Here is an 18,647-nt window from a genome sequence, read left to right on the forward strand (position 1 = left end):
GATTCCGAGTTAAGCTCTTCGAGAATACGAGGACTAAAGAGCCTCATAGGCGAGGCCCCGACAAGATTTATGTTGGGTGGAATAAGCACCTTCTTGGGCGCGGCCTGCGCATATATGTTCGCAAGAATGCTTCTGCACCATGGCCCCTCAATTCAGATTGACGCCAACGGGGTCTATTGGGATCGCTGGTCTCCCGATCCGACACCATGGAGTAATATCGCAGATATCAAGCTTTTCCCTCATCATACCGGGAGGATCGCGGGACTGTTTCTACGAGACCCCAAGCTCAATCCATGCACAGCACGAACTGCCTTGAGATATTTCGCAGGCCGCAACAGGAAATTCGGTGATGTGCCTATTTCTTTGAGGCTAACACACCGCACACTGGCTGATTTTATTGAGGCAGCCGAGCGTTATTCCAAGCAACAAAAACACTGCCCGTAGCAAACGACGGCCGCTTGAAACATCAAGTTGCGCGCCGCCACCCGCCCTGCTTTGTCCTCCCGATGACCGACCTTTTCGCACCCCGCTTCCCCCTCGCCCACACCGGCCTCATCGGCTCCCCCATCGAGCGGGACGACCGTATCCAGCGCAGCCCGGAGACACTTTGGGCGGCGCGGAGGGCAAGGTCAGGCACTCCGCACCACGTCACGCGTTAGGGTGCTCTCCAGCCGCTACCATTCCAGATACCGGTGAGTTGCGGAGGTCCGTAATCGTACCAAGCCCGGCAGATGAGGCGCGCTGTTCCGCGCTCAATTATGTGAACAGTATGCTTTTCCTGATCCTCCAAGTGGGGAGCATCCGGAGACTGTGAACGACTTTCCAGGTAGGTTTTGCCTTCAAAACGAAACCAGCGCGGATCATCATCCCAGCAGTTGGGAGCGCCAAATCTGCCCTGTGCTTCACGGAGAAGTCGAGCAGCCGGCGAATCCGGACGATCGACTGCCTCAAAAACTCTCTGGCTACAACCGGCGCCCGCACTGATATCCATCATGGCGATGCGTGTTTTTCTGGAGCGTCCTTCGTTCGTGAAATCGACCCGCCATGTGCCCGATGAATCATCGTTGCGCTCGCTTTCAGGAGCGATAAACTTGACTTTATTGTCCTCGATCGCGTCACAGATGCCCTGCTCCTCGGGGCTTTCAGCGACGAGCCGCTTTTCCACTTTGGGCTGAAAGCGGCAGATGGGATGTTCGTTGCCATCAAGGTTGTGGAGACCAAGATAAAGCGGATATCCGAGGCCGTTTCCGGCGAACCTGACAGTATAGGCGCGCCTGTTGTGGATCAGCCAACGCACGCCGCGCGCCCAGCGCACCTCCTCGCCAACACCGTCCTGACCGGGTCCGCCTAGCTCCTCCGGTTTTGCGCCATGCCGGATTACGATCGCCTGTTCGAAATGGGCTGTACCTTGATCTTGCACACCGAGGCGGTCGGCCACCCCATCGCCGTCAGTGTCAAAGGCCGCTCCGGCAACAACGAGATTCGCGACCGGTGACACACCGCGATCCGCTGCGCCGGTTTGGAAAGCAGCCAGAAAGCGACAGGCGGCGATATCGTCGGCATCCGGGACGCGGCCATTTGAAGCGCGGTCGTATGGCCCCGCACCCACAGCGAGAAGCAATGTCCCCCGCGCAATCATACGAAGCAGAATATCTCTACGCGTGTTCATTTCTCGCTGTCTAAGGCTTCCAAATTTCCAAGCTGTGAAGATACGAGGCTCGGAATACTCCCCGGTTGCGCGCCGCCACCCGCCGTGCTTTGTCATCTCCCGATGACAGACATCTTCGATCCCCGCTTCCCCCTCGCCCACACCGGCCTCATCGGCTCCCCCATCGAGCGGGACGACCGTATCCAGCGCAGCCCGGAGACACTTTGGGCGGCCCGGATGCATCCGGGGGCGCGGTGGATGGTGCTGGACGGGCTCAATCCGCTGCTCGACGAGGACGGGCCGGATATTGCGTGGCTGCGCCGTTCCGAAGTGCCGGAGGCTGCGGTCGAGGTTTATCTCGGCCTTGAGGACGGCAACCCGCGCTTCGCGGTCACCGCCAGTGCGACGGGGCTGTCGGGGACGCCGGTCGATGCGCGCCGCGCCGCGATGCTGATGGACGATGGCCGGGCCGCGATCATCGCGCAGGCACGCTCGCTGATCGATTGGCACCAGCGCCACGGCTTCTGCGCCAATTGCGGCGCGCCGACGGAGATGGTGAAAGCCGGTTACGGACGCAACTGCGGCGGCTGCGGCGCCGAGCATTTCCCGCGCACCGACCCCGTCGTCATCATGCTCGCGATCGATGGTGACCGCGTGCTGCTCGGCCGCCAGTCACGCTTTCCGAAGGGTTCGCTGTCCGCGCTCGCGGGCTTCGTCGAGGCGGGCGAGTGTTTCGAGGACGCCGTGCGCCGCGAAATCCGAGAGGAAGCGGGCATTCTCACCGGGCGCGTGGTCTATGTGGCCAGCCAGCCGTGGCCCTTCCCATCCAGCCTGATGATCGGCTGCTTCGCCGAAGCGCTCTCCACCGAGATCAGCATCGACGAGGTGGAAATGGAGGAGGTGCGCTGGCTGACGCGGGACGAGTGCGTCGCCGCGCTTGCCGGAAACGGCAGCTTCACTGTGCCGCCGCCGCTGGCGATCGCAAGGACGCTGCTCGAAACGTGGTTGGCGGCGACGGCCTGAAGCGGTTCAGGCCTGCGCCAGCGCCCCGGCCAGCCGGTCGCGGATCGCGCGGAGCGAGGTGACGAACGCAGCGTCCACCGCAGTCGGCTGCACGGGCCGCGCAAAGAGCTCGCCCGGCGGCGCGGCTTCGGGAAGCGTCGTCACTGCCGGAGACACGGGGATCACCGGTGCCGGCTCGGCAAGCAGGCCTTTCGGCCCCTTGTCCTTCAAGAGTTTCTGCACCCCCTTGATCGTGTAACCGTCCGTGTAGAGCAGGCGGTTGATCGCGCGCAGAAGTTCAACATCTTCAGGGCGATAATAGCGGCGGTTGCCACCACGCTTCAACGGCTTCACCGCCGGAAAGCGCGTCTCCCAGAAGCGCAGCACGTGCTGCGGCACGCCGATCGTCTCGGCCACCTCGCTGATGGTGCGGAAAGCGTCGGCGCTCTTGTCCGCCATCACGCGCCTTCGTTGATGCGTTCGCGGAGAATCTGGCTCGGGCGGAAGGTGAGCACGCGGCGCGGCTCGATCGGCACTTCCTCGCCCGTCTTGGGGTTGCGGCCGATGCGGCGGTTCTTGTCGCGCAGGATGAAGCTGCCGAACGAGGAGATCTTCACGTTCTCGCCCGCGATCAGCGCATCCGACACCTTGTCGAGCACGGTTTCGACGAGCTGCGAGGACTCGGCACGCGACAAACCGATGGCACTGTGCACCGCTTCACCGAGTTCGGCGCGCGTCAACGTCGATGACTTGTCCATGATCCGCTCCAGCGCAGAAAACTTCAATGACGCCCGTATAATAGCGCAGTTTGTTGAAGAGTCTACCAGCGCAGCGCGGCGGCGCCCCACGTGAAGCCACCGCCCATCGCTTCGAGCACCAGCAGGTCGCCGGATTTGATGCGCCCGTCGCGCACCGCGGTGTCGAGCGCGAGCGGAACCGAGGCGGCCGACGTGTTCGCATGGCGATCGACCGTGATCACCACCTGATCGATATCGAGCCCCAGCTTCTTCGCCGTGCCTTCAAGGATGCGGAGGTTCGCCTGGTGCGGGATCACCCACGCCACGTCCTCCGTCTTGCAGCCCGCCGCCTCCAGCGTCTCGGTCATCACCGAGGCGAGGTTGGTGACGGCGTGGCGGAACACTTCCTTGCCCTTCATGCGGACCTTGCCGACCGTGCCGGTCGAGGACGGGCCGCCGTCTACATAGAGAAGGCTGTTGTGGCGCCCGTCGGCGTGGAGCCGCGCCGCAAGGATGCCGCGATCGTCGGCATCGCCGTTGCCCTCGGAGCGTTCGAGCACCACTGCGCCCGCGCCGTCGCCGAAGAGCACGCAGGTCGTGCGGTCTTCCCAGTCAAGGAGCCGGCTGAACGTCTCCGCGCCGATCACAAGCGCATGACGCATCGGCCCGGCGCGCAGCATCGCGTCCGCCACGGTGAGCGCGTAAAGGAAGCCGGAACAGACGGCGGCAACGTCGAACGCCACGCAGTCGACGATGCCGAGCTTTTCCTGAACCGTGGTGGCCGTCGCCGGGAAGGTCTGGTCGGGCGTCGCGGTGGCGACGATGATGAGGTCGATTTCCGAAGGCTCGCGCCATGCCGCCTTCAGCGCCGCACGCGCAGCCGCGACCGCGAGGTCGGAGGTCAGCTCGCCATCCGCTGCGATGTGGCGCTGGCGGATGCCCGAGCGCTCGATGATCCACTCGTCGCTGGTGTCGACGGTTTCGGCGAGTTCCGCGTTGGAAACCACCCGCGCGGGCAAATAGCTGCCCGTGCCGGTGACGATGGTGCGTGCGACAGCGCCCGTCATTGCGCGGCCTGTATCGCGCTTTGAGCGCCGCCGCTCTGCGCGCCGCGATGCGCCTGGAAATTGTCGAGATCCTCGCGGATGCGGTGGGCGATGTCATCCACCACGAGATCGTGCGCGACGCGGATGGCGTTCGCGAAACCCTGCGCGGTCGCGCCGCCGTGGCTCTTCACGACGAGGCCGTTGAGCCCGAGGAAAACCGCGCCGTTGTGCGCGTTGGGATCGAGGTGACTGCGCAGCGAACGAAGCGCGCCGCGCGACATGAAGAACCCTGCCATCGAGAAAATGCTGCTCTTGAACGCGCGGGTGAGAAGCTCGACGACGAGGCGCGCGGTGCCTTCGGCCGTCTTGAGCGCGATGTTGCCGGAAAAGCCGTCGCTGACGATGACGTCGACGTCGCCCTTGCCGATCTTGTCGCCCTCGACGAAGCCGGCGAACTGCATGGGAAGGTCCGCGGAGCGGAGCAGCGCCGCGGCGTGCTTCAGCTCGTCGGTGCCCTTGAGGTCTTCCTCGCCGATGTTGAGCAGCGCGACACGCGGCGTCGCGAGGCCGAGCACGGTGCGCGCGAAGGCGGCGCCCATCACGGCGAACTGGACGAGGTTTTCGGCGTCACACTCGGCATTGGCGCCGAGGTCGAGCATCACGGAATCGGTCTTCGCGGTCGGCAGCAGCGCGGCGAGTGCGGGCCGGTCGATACCGGGCATGGTGCGAAGGCCAAGCTTGGCGATGGCCATCAGCGCGCCGGTGTTGCCCGCCGAAACGGCGGCCTGCGCCTCCCCGGCCTTCACGGCATCGACGGCAAGACCCATCGAGGAGTGGCGCGCGCGGCGAAGCACCTGGCTAGGCTTGTCGGTGCCGAGGATTTCGCCATCGGTATGGATGACGACCGCGTCCCTGGCGACGAGCGGCGCTTTCGCCAGCTCGGCGCGGATCGCATCCTCGCGGCCATAGAGCCGGAAACGGATATCGGGGTGGCGCGTACGTGCGATTTCGGCGGCGGCGATGGTCACTGCCGGACCGCCGTCGCCACCCATGACGTCAAGCGCGATGACAGGCACGGCCGTCATCGGACACCCCCCAAAGCGTTGTCCACCGGTTTAGGCGCCGGCTTCGACAACCTCTCGGCCGTTGTAGAAGCCGCAGGCTCCACACACGTTGTGCGGAAGCTTGAGCTCGCCGCAGTTGGAGCATTCCTGGAACGTCGTCGCGCTGAGCGCATGATGGCTACGACGCATATTCCGCCGCGACGGCGAGGTTTTTCTCTTAGGGACAGCCATGCGGCACCTGTTACCTTCAACGTGAATTTTCGTGAACCGGCCGACCTTTCAGGACAATGCAAATTGCCCCGGAAACCCGCCGGATTCGGTTGAGCGCGCGAACATAGCGATTCATCGCCGCGATGCAAGTGGGCTTTCTGTTGCACGGTTCGTCTATATCAGGCGCGCGCCAAAACCGCATCCGCGACGAACGGATTCGATCGCCGTTCCTGCCCGAACGTGGACATCGGACCGTGCCCCGGAACGAACGCAGTGTCGTCGCCGAGCGGCCAGAGCTGCGTGCGGATGGAATCGATGAGCGCCTGGTGGTTGCCCTTCGGAAAATCCGTGCGGCCGATCGATCCCTGGAACAGCACGTCGCCGACGATGGCGAGGCGGCTTTCGGGGTGATGGAAGATCACGTGGCCGGGCGTGTGCCCGGGACAGTGATAGACGTCGAGCGTCAGCTCGCCCACCGTCACCGTGTCGCCGCCCTTCAGCCAGCGGTCGGGCGTGAACGGCGCGGCGCCGGTGATTCCGTACTGGTGGCCGACACTGCTCGCCATATCGATCCAGAACTTGTCTTCGGGATGCGGCCCCTCGATCGGCACGCCGAGCTCGGCGGCGAGCACGCCGGTGAGCCCGCAGTGGTCGATATGGCCGTGCGTCACGAGCAGCTTTTCGATGGTGACGCCATACTGCGCCGCCGCCGCCTTCAGCTTATCGAGGTCGCCGCCGGGGTCGACGAACGCGCCGCGCATGGTGCGCGTGCACCAGAGCAATGTGCAGTTCTGCTCCAGCGGCGTGACCGGAACGATCGCGGCGGCAAGCGGGCGGGTGTCGGAGGTCATGTGGGCAGCATTGAGGCCCGCAAGGGCGGAATGTCAACGGCTTGCGAGGGCATCGGGTACCGTCCCAAGCAGGTAGCGTTGCCAGAACAGCACAGTCGCGAGGAACTGATAGTCGGCGTTCGGCCTCTTCTCGAAGCCGTGCCCCTCGTCCGCCGCGACGACGTGCCACGCCGTCCCGCCCCGCGCGCGCAGCGCCGTAACGATCTGGTCGGCTTCGGAGGGCGGCACGCGCGGATCGTTGGCGCCGGTGACGACCAGCAGAGGCGCCCGGATACGGTCCACCTTTGTGAGCGGTGAAATCGCCTTCAGCTTGCGGCGTTCTGCCGGATCGCGCTCGTCGCCGTATTCGAGGCGGCGGAGGTCGCGGCGATATTCGCCGGTGCCTTCGAGGAAGGTCACAAAGTCCGATATGCCGACGATGCTGACACCGGCGCGGAAGTCCTTCGGGTAGCGGATCAGCGCGGCGAGCGTCATGTAACCGCCGTACGAGGCCCCGCTTACCGCCATGCGCGTCCGGTCGATCCCCGGATCATGGCGCAGGCGCTTCAGGAACGCCCCCACGTCGCGCACCGCGTCTTCACGGAGAAACGGCCCGTCGTCGAGTGCGACGAAGCGCTTGCCGTAGCCGGTGGAGCCGCGCACGTTCGGGAAGAACAGCGCGATGCCGAGTTCGTTCACCATGTGGTTGCTGCGCCCGAGAAACCCGGGGCGGGACTGCCCCTCCGGCCCGCCGTGGAAGACCATCACCAGCGGTCGCGGCCCCGGGAAGCGCGCCGGATCGGGCCGGTAGAGCAGCCCGGAGACGGGAAGTCCGTCGAAGCTCTTCACGGTGACGATCTCGGGCTCGACACCCGGCGGCAGGTCCGCGCCGCTCTCCGTCCAGCGCGTGAGTTCGAGCCGGTCGGGATCGAACGACCATACATCGCCCGGCGAGGATGCGGTCGTCAGCGAGAAGCCGACCTCGCCCCACGGCGCGATCGACAGCCCCGTGAGGATGCCGCCGGGAAGCGGGGGCGCCGCACGCGGGCGCCCGGTCGCGAGATCGAGAAGGCGAAGCCGCGACAGGCCGTTCTCGTTCACCACGTAGGCGAGGAAGCGGCCTTCGGGATCGATGCGAAAATCCTCGACGGACCAGCCGGTTTCGGGATTGAGCCTGCGCGGCAGGCCCGTCACGCGGTCGATCTCGGCCAGATAGCGGTGTTCCGCGCCGAAATCGGTGACCGCGAAAATGCGTCCGCCGGGGGCATAGCGCGCCGACCCGAAGGCAAACGGCTCGGCGGTTGGCGGGACCAGCGCCCGGAGCACGCGCGTTTCGAGGTTGATCTCGAACAGGCGGCTGATCGCCACGGAAATGTAGTTGTAGAGGAGCGCGCGTTTCCCGTCGTCCGAGAAGTCGGCAAAACTCCAGCCGCCGCCCCGCCCTTCCATCACCAGCCGGTCGGTCGCGGGATCGCGCGGGTCCATGATGTGGAGATCGGTGTCGAGGCCGGTGCGGCGCGTCGTCGAATAGCCGATGCGCTTGCCGTCCGCCGTCCAGCGGACGCCGAGGTTGCGCCCGTCATCACCGGTCAGGCTCACCATCCGGCCCTCATCGACGCGGAAGATCTGGTACTGCTCGTCGCCCTGCCGGTCCGCGAGCGCCAGCGTCACGTCGCCCGAAATCGGCGCGAACTCCCCGGCGATCACCGGCTCCTCGCCGAAGGTGAGCTGGCGCGGTGCGGCACCGGGCACGGCAACCTCGTAAAGCTGGCGATTGTCGTCAAGGCGCGCGCCGATCAGCACCGAGCGGCGCAGCGGATGCCAGCCGAGCAGCCGCGCCGAGCGGTATTCGAGATAGGGCTTCGCCTGCTCCATCAGCGTCACGGGCACGGCGGGAACGCCGCTCACCGTGAGCGCCGCGGGCGCCTCCACCGAAGCCGCGCGGGCATCATGCGGGAGAAGGCTTGCGGCAAGCGCGGCAAGACCTGCTAAGAACCACCCCCGGACCATGACGCTTCGTTTTTTCACTTTCCCCACTCTACCGATTCCGCCGGGTTCCCGGCAACGGGTGTCGTGATGCCGAGCGCGCCCTTCGTGGCGCTCGACGACGCGCGCGGCGACGGAACGCGGCCACTCACGCTCTACAGCGGCGCACATGAGATTATCACGGCGACACGGCGGGACGAGGTCCGGCCCGCGCTTGCAGCGCTGCAGCATCACGTCGATGCCGGTCGCCACGTCGCGGGTTTCCTTGCCTACGAGGCCGGGCACGCGCTGGAGTCGCGCCTTTTCGCCATTCCGGAGCGACGCACCGAAACCCCGCTCGTCTGGTTCGGCATCTTCGACGCGCCGCAGTTCGTGCCCCCGGACGCGCTGCTGGGCAGCGTGCTCGGGCGCTCGGCACACGTGTCGACGCCGGAACCTGGTCTGGACGCGGCGCGCTACGCCGCCGCCCTCGGCGAGGTGAAGGCGCTGATCGAGGCGGGAGACATCTATCAGGCCAACCTCACCTTCCCCACGCGCCTCGCCATCGAAGGCCATCCACTTGCGCTCTACGCCCGGCTGCGCCACGCGCAGCGCATGGGCCACGGTGCGGTCGTGTTCACGGGGCACGAATGGATATTGTCCTTTTCGCCGGAGCTGTTCTTCACGCTCTCCGGCGACGTGCTGCAAACGCGCCCGATGAAGGGTACTGCCTCGCGCCGTCCGCTTGCCGCAGACGATGCCGCCATGGCCGCAGCACTCGCCGCCGACCCCAAGAACCGCGCCGAAAACCTGATGATCACCGATCTCATCCGCAACGACCTCGCGCGCGTCGCCGAAGCCGGATCGGTAACGGTGAAGAATGCGTTCGCGGTCGAGCGCTACCCCACGGTCCACCAGATGACGACGACGGTCGAGGCCCAGCTCCGCGAGGGCCTCGACGCCTTCAACGTTCTCACCGCGCTCTTCCCCTGCGGCTCCGTCACCGGTGCCCCCAAGATCCGCGCGATGGAGGTGATCGAGGCGGTCGAGGCGCGACCGCGCGGGGTCTACACCGGATCGATCGGCGCCATCGGCCCCGACGGCGCGCATTTCAACGTCGCGATCCGCACGATTGAAATTCGGAACCAAACCGCGACAATGGGCATTGGATCGGGCATTGTCGCGGATAGCGATGCTGCGTCCGAGTGGCGCGAGTGCGGAGAGAAGATGGCGTTCGTCAGCGCGTCGGGGCGGCCGTTCCACCTCATCGAAACGATGGGCTTCACGCCCGACGAGGGCATTGCCCATCTGCCGCTGCATCTCGAACGGCTGGAGCAATCCGCCGCGTGGCACGATTTTCGCTTCGATCGGCACGAGGTCCGCAATCTGCTGCAGGCCGCCGTCGGCGCGCTCCGAGCGCCCGCACGCATCAAGCTGGTGCTGGCGGCGGGCGGCGCGGCTGCGGTGAGTTGTACGCCGCCACCCTCTCCGCCTGCCTCGGCGCGCGCCGCCATCGTGCCGCTGCCGGTGACGCCCGGCGATCCCCGCCTCGCGCACAAGACGAGCGACCGCACCTTCTACGACGCCGCCCGCCGCGCCTCCGGCATGGACGAGGTGATCTTCGAACGCAGCGACGGCCGGCTCACCGAGGGCAGCTTCACCAACCTGTTCGTCGAGCGGGACGGCGTGCTGCTGACACCCCCTGCGGCGGACGGCCTCCTTCCGGGCGTGCTCCGTCGCCACCTCCTCGAAACCGGCCGCGCCCGTGAGGCGTCCCTCTCCCGCGCCGATCTCGATGGTGGATTCCTGCTCGGAAATGCATTGCGCGGACTTTTTCGCGCCGCGCTGGTTGCCCCCGCAGGCGAGTGACTCTAAGAGGCCCGCGACCTCTCAAGCGGAGCCTTTTCATGACCTTCCTCTCCGACGCCATCCAGCGCATCCAGCCTTCCCCCACGCTCGTCGTCACGCAGAAGGCCGCAGCGCTTAAAGAGGCAGGGCGGAACGTCATTGGTCTCGGCGCGGGCGAGCCTGATATGCCGGTGCCGGATTTCGTCGCCGAGGCCGCCATTGCCGCCATTCGCGGTGGGCAGAACAAGTATACCAACGTCGACGGCACGAATGCGCTCAAGGAAGCCGTGCGCGGCAAGTTCAAGCGCGACAACAACCTCGACTACGGTCTCGATCAGGTCACCGTGAACGTCGGCGGCAAACACACGATCTTCAACGCGCTGCTGGTCACGCTCAATCCCGGCGACGAGGTGATCGTTCCCGCGCCCTATTGGGTCTCTTATCCCGATATCGTGCAGTTCTGCGGCGCGAAGCCGGTGTTCATTTCGGCCGGGATCGAAGCGGGCTTCAAGATCACGCCCGCGCAGCTCGAAGCCGCGATCACGCCCAAAACGCGCTGGCTGATCCTCAATTCGCCGTCGAACCCCACCGGCGCCGTCTACACGCGCGATGAAATCGCCGCGCTCGGCGAGGTGCTGCGCCGCAATCCGCACGTGTGGATCCTGTCGGACGATATGTACGAACACATCATCTACGACATCGAATTCGCGACCATCGCCGACGTTTGCCCGGACCTCTACGACCGCACGCTCACCGTGAACGGCGCCTCGAAGGCCTATTCGATGACCGGCTGGCGCATCGGCTTCGCGGGCGGCCCCACGCAGCTCATCAAGGCGATCGCCAAGATCCAGTCCCAGTCGACCACGAACCCCTGCGCCATCGCGCAGGCGGCGGCGACGGCGGCGCTGAACGGCCCGCAGGACTTCCTGAAGGCCCGCGTCGAAACCTTCCGTGGCCGCCGCGATCTCGTCGTCTCGATGCTGAACCAGACGGACGGCCTCAAGTGCGCGACGCCCGACGGCGCCTTCTACGTCTATCCGGACTGCACAGGCCTCATCGGCCGCAAGACACCCTCGGGCGCAGTGCTGGCGAACGATGAGGACGTTGCCAGCTATCTGCTCGAAGCAGAGGGCGTGGCGGTGGTGCACGGCGGCGCCTTCGGCGTCTCGCCCGCGTTCCGCATCTCCTACGCGACGTCGACCGAGCTTCTGGAAGATGCCTGCACGCGCATCCAGCGTGCCTGCGGGGCCCTCAAGGCAGCGTAAGCTCTACAGAAGCTCGGTGACGGCATGGATGGTGAGGCCGACAAGGCCGCCCACCAGCGTGCCGTTGATGCGGATGAACTGGAGGTCGCGGCCCACCGCAGCCTCGACACGCTCGGTGACGGTGTCGGCGTCCCAGCTCCGCACGGTGTCCGATACGATACGCACAAGCTCGTCGCCGTAGTCGGCGACGACGCCTACGATCGCGCGCCGCGCGTATTTGTTGAGCGCGCCGCGTAGCGCCGGATCGCTCTCGATGGTCTTGCCGATGTGCCGCGCGGCCTCCCCGACACGCCCGGCAAGCGCCTGCTCGGGGTCAGCGAGCGACGCGCGGAGCGATGCCTTGGCGTTCGTCCAGATACCGTCGAGGAAACCGCCGAGTTCGGGATTGTCGATCACTTCAAGCTTCAGCGTCTCGATGCGCGCCTGCGTTTCCGATTCGAACTGCATGTCGAACGCGAGGTCCTTCAGCCCCACCATCACTTTCAGGCGCAGCGGGTGCTCGGGATCGGCGGACATCTCGTTCAGCAGCCGCCGCAGCGCCTCGATGATCGAGTTCGCAAGCCGCTCGTCGAGCGAGGCAAGGCGCAGCAGCCACATTGTCCGCGCCTCTACGAGATCGCGGATCAGTCCCTCGTTCTGATCAAGCACGCGCGCGAGCCACGTGATGCCCGAATCGACGAGCGGCTGCAGACGCCCCTCGTCGATCGAACGGTCGAGCACGCGGCCCATCAGCGGCGCGAGTTCGAAGCGGCGCAGGTTGCCGCCGATCGCGCCGCGTATCCAGCCCGAGACCGCCTCGTTGTCGAGCGCGTCGAGGAGCTGGATGCCGAGCTTGCCGATGCTGCCGCTCAGGCGCGTTTCGGCGGGCGGCGCTGAGAGCCAGCGGCCGACGGCGCCCGCCATGTCCACGCCCCGCATCCGGCGCGCGACGATCGCGGGTTTCAGGAAGTTCGTCTTCAGGAACGTGGCGAGGTTGTCGCCGAGCCGGTCCTTGTTCTTCGGGATGATCGCCGTGTGCGGGATCGGCAGGCCAAGCGGATGGCGGAACAGCGCCGTCACCGCGAACCAGTCGGCAAGCCCGCCGACCATCGCCGCCTCGGCGAAGGATTCGACATAAGGCGCCCAGACATAGGCTTCGCCGAGCAGGCGCGCCGCCACGAACACCGCCGCCATCAGCAGCAGCATCCCCGTCGCCACGATCTTCATGTGTCGTGCCGGGTCGGCGGTCACCCAGGTGCGCGCTGGACCGATCGTCCCGTCCTACTCGGCGGGGGCAGCGGGCGCCGTTGCCGGCTTGCCCGGATGGTCGTGCGTCAGGAGCTTGCCGAACTTCGCGCCAAGCCAGCGCTCGAAGTCATCGGCAAGGCTGAAGCCCGCGGGAACGATAACCAGCGTCAGAAGCGTCGACAGGATCAGCCCGCCGATCACGGTGATGCCCATCGGGGAGCGCCATGCGCCGTCGCCCGTAAGCGAAAGCGCCGTCGGCAACATGCCCGCGGCCATGGCCACCGTGGTCATCACGATGGGCTGCGCGCGCTTGTGACCTGCGTCGATGATCGCCGTCACCTTGTCCACACCCTTGTTCATCTCCTCGATCGCGAAATCGACGAGCAGGATGGAGTTTTTCGCAACAATGCCGAGCAACATCAAGAGGCCGATCAGCACGGGCATCGAGATCACCTGCCCCGTGAGGTGCAGCGCCAGCGCACCGCCGAGCGGCGCGAGCAGCAGCGACCCCATATTCACGAAGGGCGGCATGATACGCTTGTAGAGCAGCACGAGCACCGCGAACACGAGCAGGATGCCCGAAACGACGGCGATCGTGAACTGCGTGACCAATTCGGCCTGCATCTTCGATTCGCCGAATTCGACACGCTCCACGCCTGCCGGAAGGTTGCGGAGGGTGGGCAGCGCAAACGCCACCTTCAAGCCTTCGCCCTTCACATAGCCCTCGGCAAGATCGGCGCCCACGACGATCCGGTCGCGCTGGTTGTAGCGCCGAAGGATCGACGGGCCCGCCCCGAATCCGATATCGGCGACGACCTTCAGCGGCACCGATCCGCCGCTCGATGTCGGCACCGGCAGGTTCTCGATCGTGGCGATGTTCTTGCGCGAATCCGCCGGCAGCACGACGCGGATCGGAATCTGCCGGTCGGAGAGCGAGAACTTGGCGACGTTCTGATCGATGTCGCCGATTGTGGCGATGCGGATCGTCTCGCTGAGGTCCGCCGTGGTGATGCCAAGCTCCGCGGCGAGATCGAAATGCGGCGAGATGACGATCTCGGGGCGTTGCAGATCGCCCTCGACACGTGGCGCGACGAACATCTTCTGTGCCCGCATCTCATCGACGATCTTCAGCGCGGTATCATGCAGCAGCTCGCTGTTGTCGCCGGCGATCATCACCGTCACGTCGCGCCCGCCGCTCCAGCCTTCCATCGACTGGAAGGTGATGCGTGCGTCGGGAATCTTCTGCAGTTCAGGCGTCAGCTGCTTCTGATACTCGATGCTCGAACGCTTCCGCTTATCGCTAAGCTGCGTGTAGATCATCGCCTCGCCCGGCTGCTCGATATCGATGTAGCTGAGCTGCGTTTCCGGCTCCTTCAGAAGCACGGCATTTGCGCGCTCGGCAACGGCGCGGGTCTGTTCGAGCGTGGTGCCCGGTACCATCTCGATCTTGAGCTGGGTCGAATCCTGATCGGATTCGGGCTGGAAGGTGAACGGCAGCGTCGCGAACGACACGACCGTGAGCAGCAGCGCCACCACGCCGATCCCCATCACCCAGACACGATGATCGGCAAAGCGCCACAAATGGCGCTTCCAATCCTGCCGCGCCCGCGCCTTCTCTGCCTTCCGCGTATCGAGCGACCAGTGCAGCAGCGCGAGGTAGCGGTCCATCATCGGGCCGTCGCCGTGGTTCTGCTCGCCCTGCGCCTTCAGGAAATAGGCAGCAATGAGCGGCGTGATCATGCGCGCGACGGCAAGGCTCATCAGCACGGCGACGACGACCGTCAGCCCGAACTGCTTGAAGAACTGACCCGTAACGCCGCCCATCAGGCCGACCGGCAGGAACACCGCGGCGATCGCGGAGGTTGTCGCCACGACGGCGAGCCCGATCTCGTCGGCCGCATCCATGGAGGCCTGATAGGCGGTCTTGCCCATGCGCATGTGGCGCACGATGTTCTCGATCTCCACGATCGCGTCGTCGACGAGCACACCGGCGACAAGGCTGAGCGCGAGCAGCGACAGGCCGTTCAGCGTGAAGCCCATCAGGTCCATGAACCAGAACGCCGGGATCGCCGAAAGCGGAATGGCGGTCGCCGAGATCAGCATGGCGCGCCAGTCACGCAGGAACAGGAACACCACGATCACGGCCAGCACGGCACCTTCCAGCAGCGCCGCCATCGAGGCTTCATACTGCTGCTCGGTATACTTCACCGTGGTGAACATCGGCGTGATCTTCACCTTGGGATATTCTTTGGCGAGTTCGTCGAGAACTTTGAGCGCATCCTTGTAGACCGTGACGTCGGACGAGCCCTTGGCTTTCGCCAGGCGGATGCTCACCACCTGACGCCCGTCGATCAGGCCGAGACCGCGCTGCTCGCCATAGGAATCGCGCACGTTCGCGACGTCGGAAAGCCTGAGCGTGCGCCCGCCGACGCTGAGCTGCGTCGCGCCGAGCGCCGCAGCGTCGGCCGCGTTGCCGAGCACGCGCACGGACTGTTCCGCGCCCGCGATCTCGGCGCGCCCGCCGGTGGCGTTGAGGTTGAGCTGGCGGAGCTGCTGGTTCACCTGCGCGGCGGTGATGCCCTGCGCCTGCAGCTTCATCGGATCGAGCTCGACGCGGATTTCGCGCGATACACCGCCGCCCCGGCTCGCCACCGCCATGCCGGGCACGGAAAGCAGCCGCTTCGAAGCGACGTTATCGACGAACCACGACAGCTGCTCGAGCGTCATGTCGACCGACTGCACGGTCCAGTAGGCGAGCACGCCGTCGATATCCTCGCGCACCACCTGCGGTTCGAGAATGCCCTGCGGCAGGTCGCCGCGAACCTTCTGCACCGCGTCGCGCACGTCGTTCACGGCGCGGTCGATCGGCGTGCCGATGTCGAACTGCACCATCGTCGTCGATGTGCCCTCGGTCACCCACGATGTGATCTCGTCGACACCGCTCACGTTCCGCACCGAGGCCTCGACGATCTGGGTGATCTGCGTCTTCATTTCCGAAGGCGCAGCGCCCGGCTGGGTGATGATCACCTGTGCCATCGGAAAGCTGACGTCCGGGTTGTTGTTGATGTCCATGCGGATGAAGCTGACGATGCCCGCCAGCGTCAGCGCCACGAACAGCACGATCGGCGGAACCGGGTTCCGGATCGACCAGGACGAGATATTCCGCATCGTTTCGCTTCCTGTCGGCCGCTTATTGCGGCTTGTGCAGAACCGGGCTGACTTTCTCGCCCGGATTGAGGAAGGCGCCGGCCGACTGCACGACCTGCTCCTTGCCGGAAAGGCCGCTCGAAATTGCGACACCGGCCGAAGAGACCGCGCCGACCTTGACGTCGCGGCGCTCGACCGTGCCATCCTTCGCCACGACAAAGACGAAGCTGCTCTCGGCATCGCCCATCACAGCGGATTCGGGCAGCAACGGCCGTTCGGCTTTGCCCACCTCGATCTTGCCCGAGGCGAAGCCGCCGGGGCGCAGAGCGCGATCACCCGAAAGCGCGATGCGAACGAGGCCCTGGCGGGTCTGCGGGTTGATCACCGGCTCCACCATCCAGACACGGCCTGCGTAGGCGGTCTGCGAGCCGACCATCTGCACCGTCGCCGACTGCCCGGTCGTGATACCGGCGAGATCCTGTTCGGCAACGAGCGCACGCATTTCCATCGCGCCGTCCTGCGCCATGCGGAACACGGCGGGGCTGCCGGAGCTCACCACCTGACCCGGCTCGACGTTGCGTTCGAGGACGAGACCAGCTTCCGGCGCCCGGATATCGAGCCGCCCGAGCCGAGCCTGTGATTCCCGAAGCTGCGCGGCGGCAACGCCCACGGCGGCGTTGGCGCCGTCGCGGGTGGCCGTGCGCCGCTCGATGTCGGCCTTCGAGATGAACCCGCGCGCGACCAGCGACTGCGCCCGATCGAGCTCGGACTGCGCAAGCGCCGCATCGGCGCGAGCCCGCGTCACGGAGGCCTGCAGCTGGCTCACTTCCTGCTCGAGCACCGAACGATCGATGCGCGCGAGCACCTGTCCCTTCCGCACATAATCGCCGGCATCGACAAGAACCGCGACAATCGCTCCGCCCTCGCCCTGCACGCCGACCGGCATGTCGCGGCGCGCGGCAATGCTGCCCACCGCCGTCACGCTGTCCGCGACCTGCGTTGTGCCCGGCACGATCACCGTGATGGAGGGGCGGCCAGCATCCGGGTTCTCGGCAGGCGCTTCCGCGCCGCCGCCGAAGATCAGCCACGCTGCGACAGCCGCCGCACCAAGGATCGCCGCCAGTATCAGCAGACGGCGGCGACGGCCAGCATCGGCCGATGCCCAGGACCGGGAAACGCTGCTCTTGAAGGAGCTATCGACGGGTTGATGCATGTTCATCGCCAGTGACTGAGCCTGTTTTGTATCGAAGGGTGTATTACCCGAATAAGTCAGTTAGCGCAAGGTCTGCATGACGACACGGGAAGTTCGAGATCGCTCGAAAAGATGAAAACTTGGCGGCAATTAGCACGTTTTCGACAGTCAAACGAGCCAAGAACCGAATATTTCAGCCTAAGTTGCGTAGACTCCACACCAAGTTTCGGCTCGACAGCTATTCGATAAACGGATTTTATCATCGACGAACGCACGACGAGAGTGCGTTCGGGGATCGCCCGGTCGGTATCAACCGCCGGGGCCGCCCGCAGGAAACGTGAGGGACATCTACGGTTTTTTCCGAAAACAGGAGGAGTGAGCAGATGGACTACGGTTTTCTCGGTTGGATCGTCGTTGGCCTCATCGCCGGCGCGCTTGCGAAGTGGATCATGCCGGGCAAGGACCCCGGCGGCATCATCGTCACCATCCTCATCGGCATCGCCGGCGGTCTTCTGGGCGGCTATATCGGCAGTCTGCTGGGTGTTGGCGGTGCGAACAGCAATCTCATCAACATCCTGATCGCCACGGCAGGCGCGGTTCTGCTTCTGTGGATCTACCGCCTGGTCAAGTCCCGGCAGGCATAAGCCGGTACTTTTCAACTTCGGTTCATGTCAGGCGGCGGATAGGGCGACCTGTCCGCCGCTGATCCGTTGGGGCGGAAAACGAAAGGAATGAAACACATGCGTACTGCAACGCTTCTCGCCCTCGGCGCACTCGCCGCCACCGCCGCGACTCCGGTCTCGGCGCAGACGGCGCCGAGCGTACCCGCCGAGACCCTGCTGTCGTTGACAGCGACCGGCGAGAGCACCCGCGTTCCCGATATCGCCATCATTTCGGCGGGCGTCGTCACGCAGGCCGCGGAGGCGCGCGCCGCGCTCACGGCCAACAATGGCCAGATGACGCGCGTGGTCGCCGCACTCAAGAAGGCCGGTATCGCCGAGCGCGACATCCAGACCTCCAACATCAACCTCAATCCGCAATACAGCTACGAGGAGCGCAAGGCCCCGCAGCTTATCGGCTATCAAGCGACCAACACCGTCACCGTGAAGCTGCGCAAGCTCGCGGGCGCGGGCGACGTGATCGACGCGCTGGTCAGCGAGGGCGCCAATCAGGTGAACGGACCGAGCTTCGGCCTCGACAAGCCCGAGGACGCCACGAACGAAGCCCGCCTCGATGCCATCAAGAAGGCTCGTTCGCGCGCCGATCTCTATGCGGGTGCGGCGGGCCTCCGCGTGAAGCGCATCGTCTCGATCAGCGAAGGCGGTGGTTACCAGCCGCCCTACCCGATGCCCAAGATGATGGTCCGCGCCGAATCCGCAGATGCGGGGGCCGCACCGCCCGTCGAGGCGGGCGAGGTCGGCACCAACGTCACGGTCACGGTGGTGTTCGAGCTTCAGTAGAACGCG

The 18,647-nt window shown here is 65.6% G+C and carries 16 protein-coding genes; 5 read left to right on the forward strand and 11 right to left on the reverse strand.

Annotated elements, in window-relative coordinates; genetic code table 11:
- Positions 1 to 655: 655 nt before the first annotated feature.
- The gene (locus ACE3TJ_RS02190; RefSeq protein ID WP_374593404.1) at positions 656 to 1,669 is read right to left on the reverse strand and encodes a hypothetical protein; all 1,014 of its coding nucleotides are present in this window, start codon (positions 1,667 to 1,669) and stop codon (positions 656 to 658) included.
- A gap of 102 nt (positions 1,670 to 1,771) precedes the next feature.
- Between ACE3TJ_RS02190 and nudC the strand changes: the two genes are divergently transcribed.
- Positions 1,772 to 2,671 carry an NAD(+) diphosphatase gene (nudC, locus tag ACE3TJ_RS02195; RefSeq protein ID WP_374593406.1) on the forward strand — a complete coding sequence of 300 codons (900 nt, stop codon included), beginning with the start codon at positions 1,772 to 1,774 and terminating at the stop codon, positions 2,669 to 2,671.
- A 6-nt stretch (positions 2,672 to 2,677) separates the two neighbouring features.
- On the opposite strand, the gene ACE3TJ_RS02200 is transcribed toward nudC, so the two are convergent.
- The 7 genes from ACE3TJ_RS02200 to ACE3TJ_RS02230 form a co-directional block, all read right to left on the reverse strand.
- Positions 2,678 to 3,109, reverse strand: a complete 432-nt coding sequence (locus ACE3TJ_RS02200; protein ID WP_374593408.1) for a MerR family transcriptional regulator — start codon at positions 3,107 to 3,109, stop codon at positions 2,678 to 2,680.
- On the reverse strand, positions 3,109 to 3,408 hold the full coding sequence (locus ACE3TJ_RS02205; RefSeq protein WP_293781480.1) for an integration host factor subunit alpha: 300 nt from the start codon (positions 3,406 to 3,408) through the stop codon (positions 3,109 to 3,111). The genes ACE3TJ_RS02200 and ACE3TJ_RS02205 overlap by 1 nt, the downstream gene beginning before the upstream one ends.
- A 62-nt stretch (positions 3,409 to 3,470) precedes the next feature.
- Positions 3,471 to 4,454: a beta-ketoacyl-ACP synthase III gene (locus tag ACE3TJ_RS02210; protein ID WP_374593410.1), complete on the reverse strand. Its 984-nt coding sequence runs from the start codon at positions 4,452 to 4,454 to the stop codon at positions 3,471 to 3,473.
- Entirely contained in the window at positions 4,451 to 5,518 is a 1,068-nt protein-coding gene (gene plsX, locus ACE3TJ_RS02215; protein WP_374593413.1) for a phosphate acyltransferase PlsX, read from the reverse strand. Before plsX ends, ACE3TJ_RS02210 begins: the two co-directional genes overlap by 4 nt.
- 30 nt (positions 5,519 to 5,548) lie before the next feature.
- On the reverse strand, positions 5,549 to 5,728 hold the full coding sequence (rpmF, locus tag ACE3TJ_RS02220; RefSeq protein ID WP_184068517.1) for a 50S ribosomal protein L32: 180 nt from the start codon (positions 5,726 to 5,728) through the stop codon (positions 5,549 to 5,551).
- 158 nt (positions 5,729 to 5,886) lie between these two features.
- Positions 5,887 to 6,558: an MBL fold metallo-hydrolase gene (locus tag ACE3TJ_RS02225; RefSeq protein ID WP_374593415.1), complete on the reverse strand. Its 672-nt coding sequence runs from the start codon at positions 6,556 to 6,558 to the stop codon at positions 5,887 to 5,889.
- A 33-nt stretch (positions 6,559 to 6,591) separates the two neighbouring features.
- Positions 6,592 to 8,565 (reverse strand): prolyl oligopeptidase family serine peptidase, encoded by a 1,974-nt coding sequence (locus tag ACE3TJ_RS02230; RefSeq protein ID WP_374593417.1) that lies wholly within the window; start codon positions 8,563 to 8,565, stop codon positions 6,592 to 6,594.
- A 48-nt stretch (positions 8,566 to 8,613) separates the two neighbouring features.
- On the opposite strand from ACE3TJ_RS02230, the gene pabB reads away from it, so the two are divergent.
- Positions 8,614 to 10,371: an aminodeoxychorismate synthase component I gene (gene pabB, locus ACE3TJ_RS02235; RefSeq protein WP_374593419.1), complete on the forward strand. Its 1,758-nt coding sequence runs from the start codon at positions 8,614 to 8,616 to the stop codon at positions 10,369 to 10,371.
- 38 nt (positions 10,372 to 10,409) lie between these two features.
- Positions 10,410 to 11,615: a pyridoxal phosphate-dependent aminotransferase gene (locus ACE3TJ_RS02240; protein ID WP_374593421.1), complete on the forward strand. Its 1,206-nt coding sequence runs from the start codon at positions 10,410 to 10,412 to the stop codon at positions 11,613 to 11,615.
- 3 nt (positions 11,616 to 11,618) lie between these two features.
- Here ACE3TJ_RS02240 and ACE3TJ_RS02245 read toward each other — a convergent pair whose 3' ends face one another.
- The 3 genes from ACE3TJ_RS02245 to ACE3TJ_RS02255 are packed head-to-tail and all read right to left on the reverse strand — an operon-like array spanning position 11,619 to position 17,202.
- Positions 11,619 to 12,821: a DUF445 domain-containing protein gene (locus tag ACE3TJ_RS02245; RefSeq protein ID WP_374593423.1), complete on the reverse strand. Its 1,203-nt coding sequence runs from the start codon at positions 12,819 to 12,821 to the stop codon at positions 11,619 to 11,621.
- Positions 12,822 to 12,875: 54 nt separating this feature from the next.
- Positions 12,876 to 16,010 (reverse strand): efflux RND transporter permease subunit, encoded by a 3,135-nt coding sequence (locus ACE3TJ_RS02250; RefSeq protein ID WP_374593425.1) that lies wholly within the window; start codon positions 16,008 to 16,010, stop codon positions 12,876 to 12,878.
- 22 nt (positions 16,011 to 16,032) lie between these two features.
- Complete coding sequence (locus ACE3TJ_RS02255) at positions 16,033 to 17,202, reverse strand: efflux RND transporter periplasmic adaptor subunit (RefSeq protein WP_374593427.1); 1,170 nt, start codon at positions 17,200 to 17,202, stop codon at positions 16,033 to 16,035.
- A 362-nt stretch (positions 17,203 to 17,564) separates the two neighbouring features.
- On the opposite strand from ACE3TJ_RS02255, the gene ACE3TJ_RS02260 reads away from it, so the two are divergent.
- Together ACE3TJ_RS02260 and ACE3TJ_RS02265 are read left to right on the forward strand one after the other, a co-directional pair.
- Positions 17,565 to 17,825 (forward strand): GlsB/YeaQ/YmgE family stress response membrane protein, encoded by a 261-nt coding sequence (locus ACE3TJ_RS02260; RefSeq protein ID WP_374593429.1) that lies wholly within the window; start codon positions 17,565 to 17,567, stop codon positions 17,823 to 17,825.
- Between the two features lie 96 nt (positions 17,826 to 17,921).
- Positions 17,922 to 18,641 carry an SIMPL domain-containing protein gene (locus ACE3TJ_RS02265; protein WP_374593431.1) on the forward strand — a complete coding sequence of 240 codons (720 nt, stop codon included), beginning with the start codon at positions 17,922 to 17,924 and terminating at the stop codon, positions 18,639 to 18,641.
- Positions 18,642 to 18,647: the final 6 nt, after the last annotated feature.

This window comes from Sphingosinicella sp., assembly GCF_041916975.1.
Lineage (GTDB): Bacteria > Pseudomonadota > Alphaproteobacteria > Sphingomonadales > Sphingomonadaceae > Sphingosinicella.

Bases quoted from the DNA above. Each gene is read 5' to 3' on its own strand.
- ACE3TJ_RS02190 (WP_374593404.1), bottom strand. From the start codon at position 1,669: ATGAACACGCGTAGAGATATTCTGCTTCGTATGATTGCGCGGGGGACA.
- nudC (WP_374593406.1), top strand. From the start codon at position 1,772: ATGACAGACATCTTCGATCCCCGCTTCCCCCTCGCCCACACCGGCCTC.
- ACE3TJ_RS02200 (WP_374593408.1), bottom strand. From the start codon at position 3,109: ATGGCGGACAAGAGCGCCGACGCTTTCCGCACCATCAGCGAGGTGGCC.
- ACE3TJ_RS02205 (WP_293781480.1), bottom strand. From the start codon at position 3,408: ATGGACAAGTCATCGACGTTGACGCGCGCCGAACTCGGTGAAGCGGTG.
- ACE3TJ_RS02210 (WP_374593410.1), bottom strand. From the start codon at position 4,454: ATGACGGGCGCTGTCGCACGCACCATCGTCACCGGCACGGGCAGCTAT.
- plsX (WP_374593413.1), bottom strand. From the start codon at position 5,518: ATGACGGCCGTGCCTGTCATCGCGCTTGACGTCATGGGTGGCGACGGC.
- rpmF (WP_184068517.1), bottom strand. From the start codon at position 5,728: ATGGCTGTCCCTAAGAGAAAAACCTCGCCGTCGCGGCGGAATATGCGT.
- ACE3TJ_RS02225 (WP_374593415.1), bottom strand. From the start codon at position 6,558: ATGACCTCCGACACCCGCCCGCTTGCCGCCGCGATCGTTCCGGTCACG.
- pabB (WP_374593419.1), top strand. From the start codon at position 8,614: ATGCCGAGCGCGCCCTTCGTGGCGCTCGACGACGCGCGCGGCGACGGA.
- ACE3TJ_RS02240 (WP_374593421.1), top strand. From the start codon at position 10,410: ATGACCTTCCTCTCCGACGCCATCCAGCGCATCCAGCCTTCCCCCACG.
- ACE3TJ_RS02245 (WP_374593423.1), bottom strand. From the start codon at position 12,821: ATGAAGATCGTGGCGACGGGGATGCTGCTGCTGATGGCGGCGGTGTTC.
- ACE3TJ_RS02250 (WP_374593425.1), bottom strand. From the start codon at position 16,010: ATGCGGAATATCTCGTCCTGGTCGATCCGGAACCCGGTTCCGCCGATC.
- ACE3TJ_RS02255 (WP_374593427.1), bottom strand. From the start codon at position 17,202: ATGCATCAACCCGTCGATAGCTCCTTCAAGAGCAGCGTTTCCCGGTCC.
- ACE3TJ_RS02260 (WP_374593429.1), top strand. From the start codon at position 17,565: ATGGACTACGGTTTTCTCGGTTGGATCGTCGTTGGCCTCATCGCCGGC.
- ACE3TJ_RS02265 (WP_374593431.1), top strand. From the start codon at position 17,922: ATGCGTACTGCAACGCTTCTCGCCCTCGGCGCACTCGCCGCCACCGCC.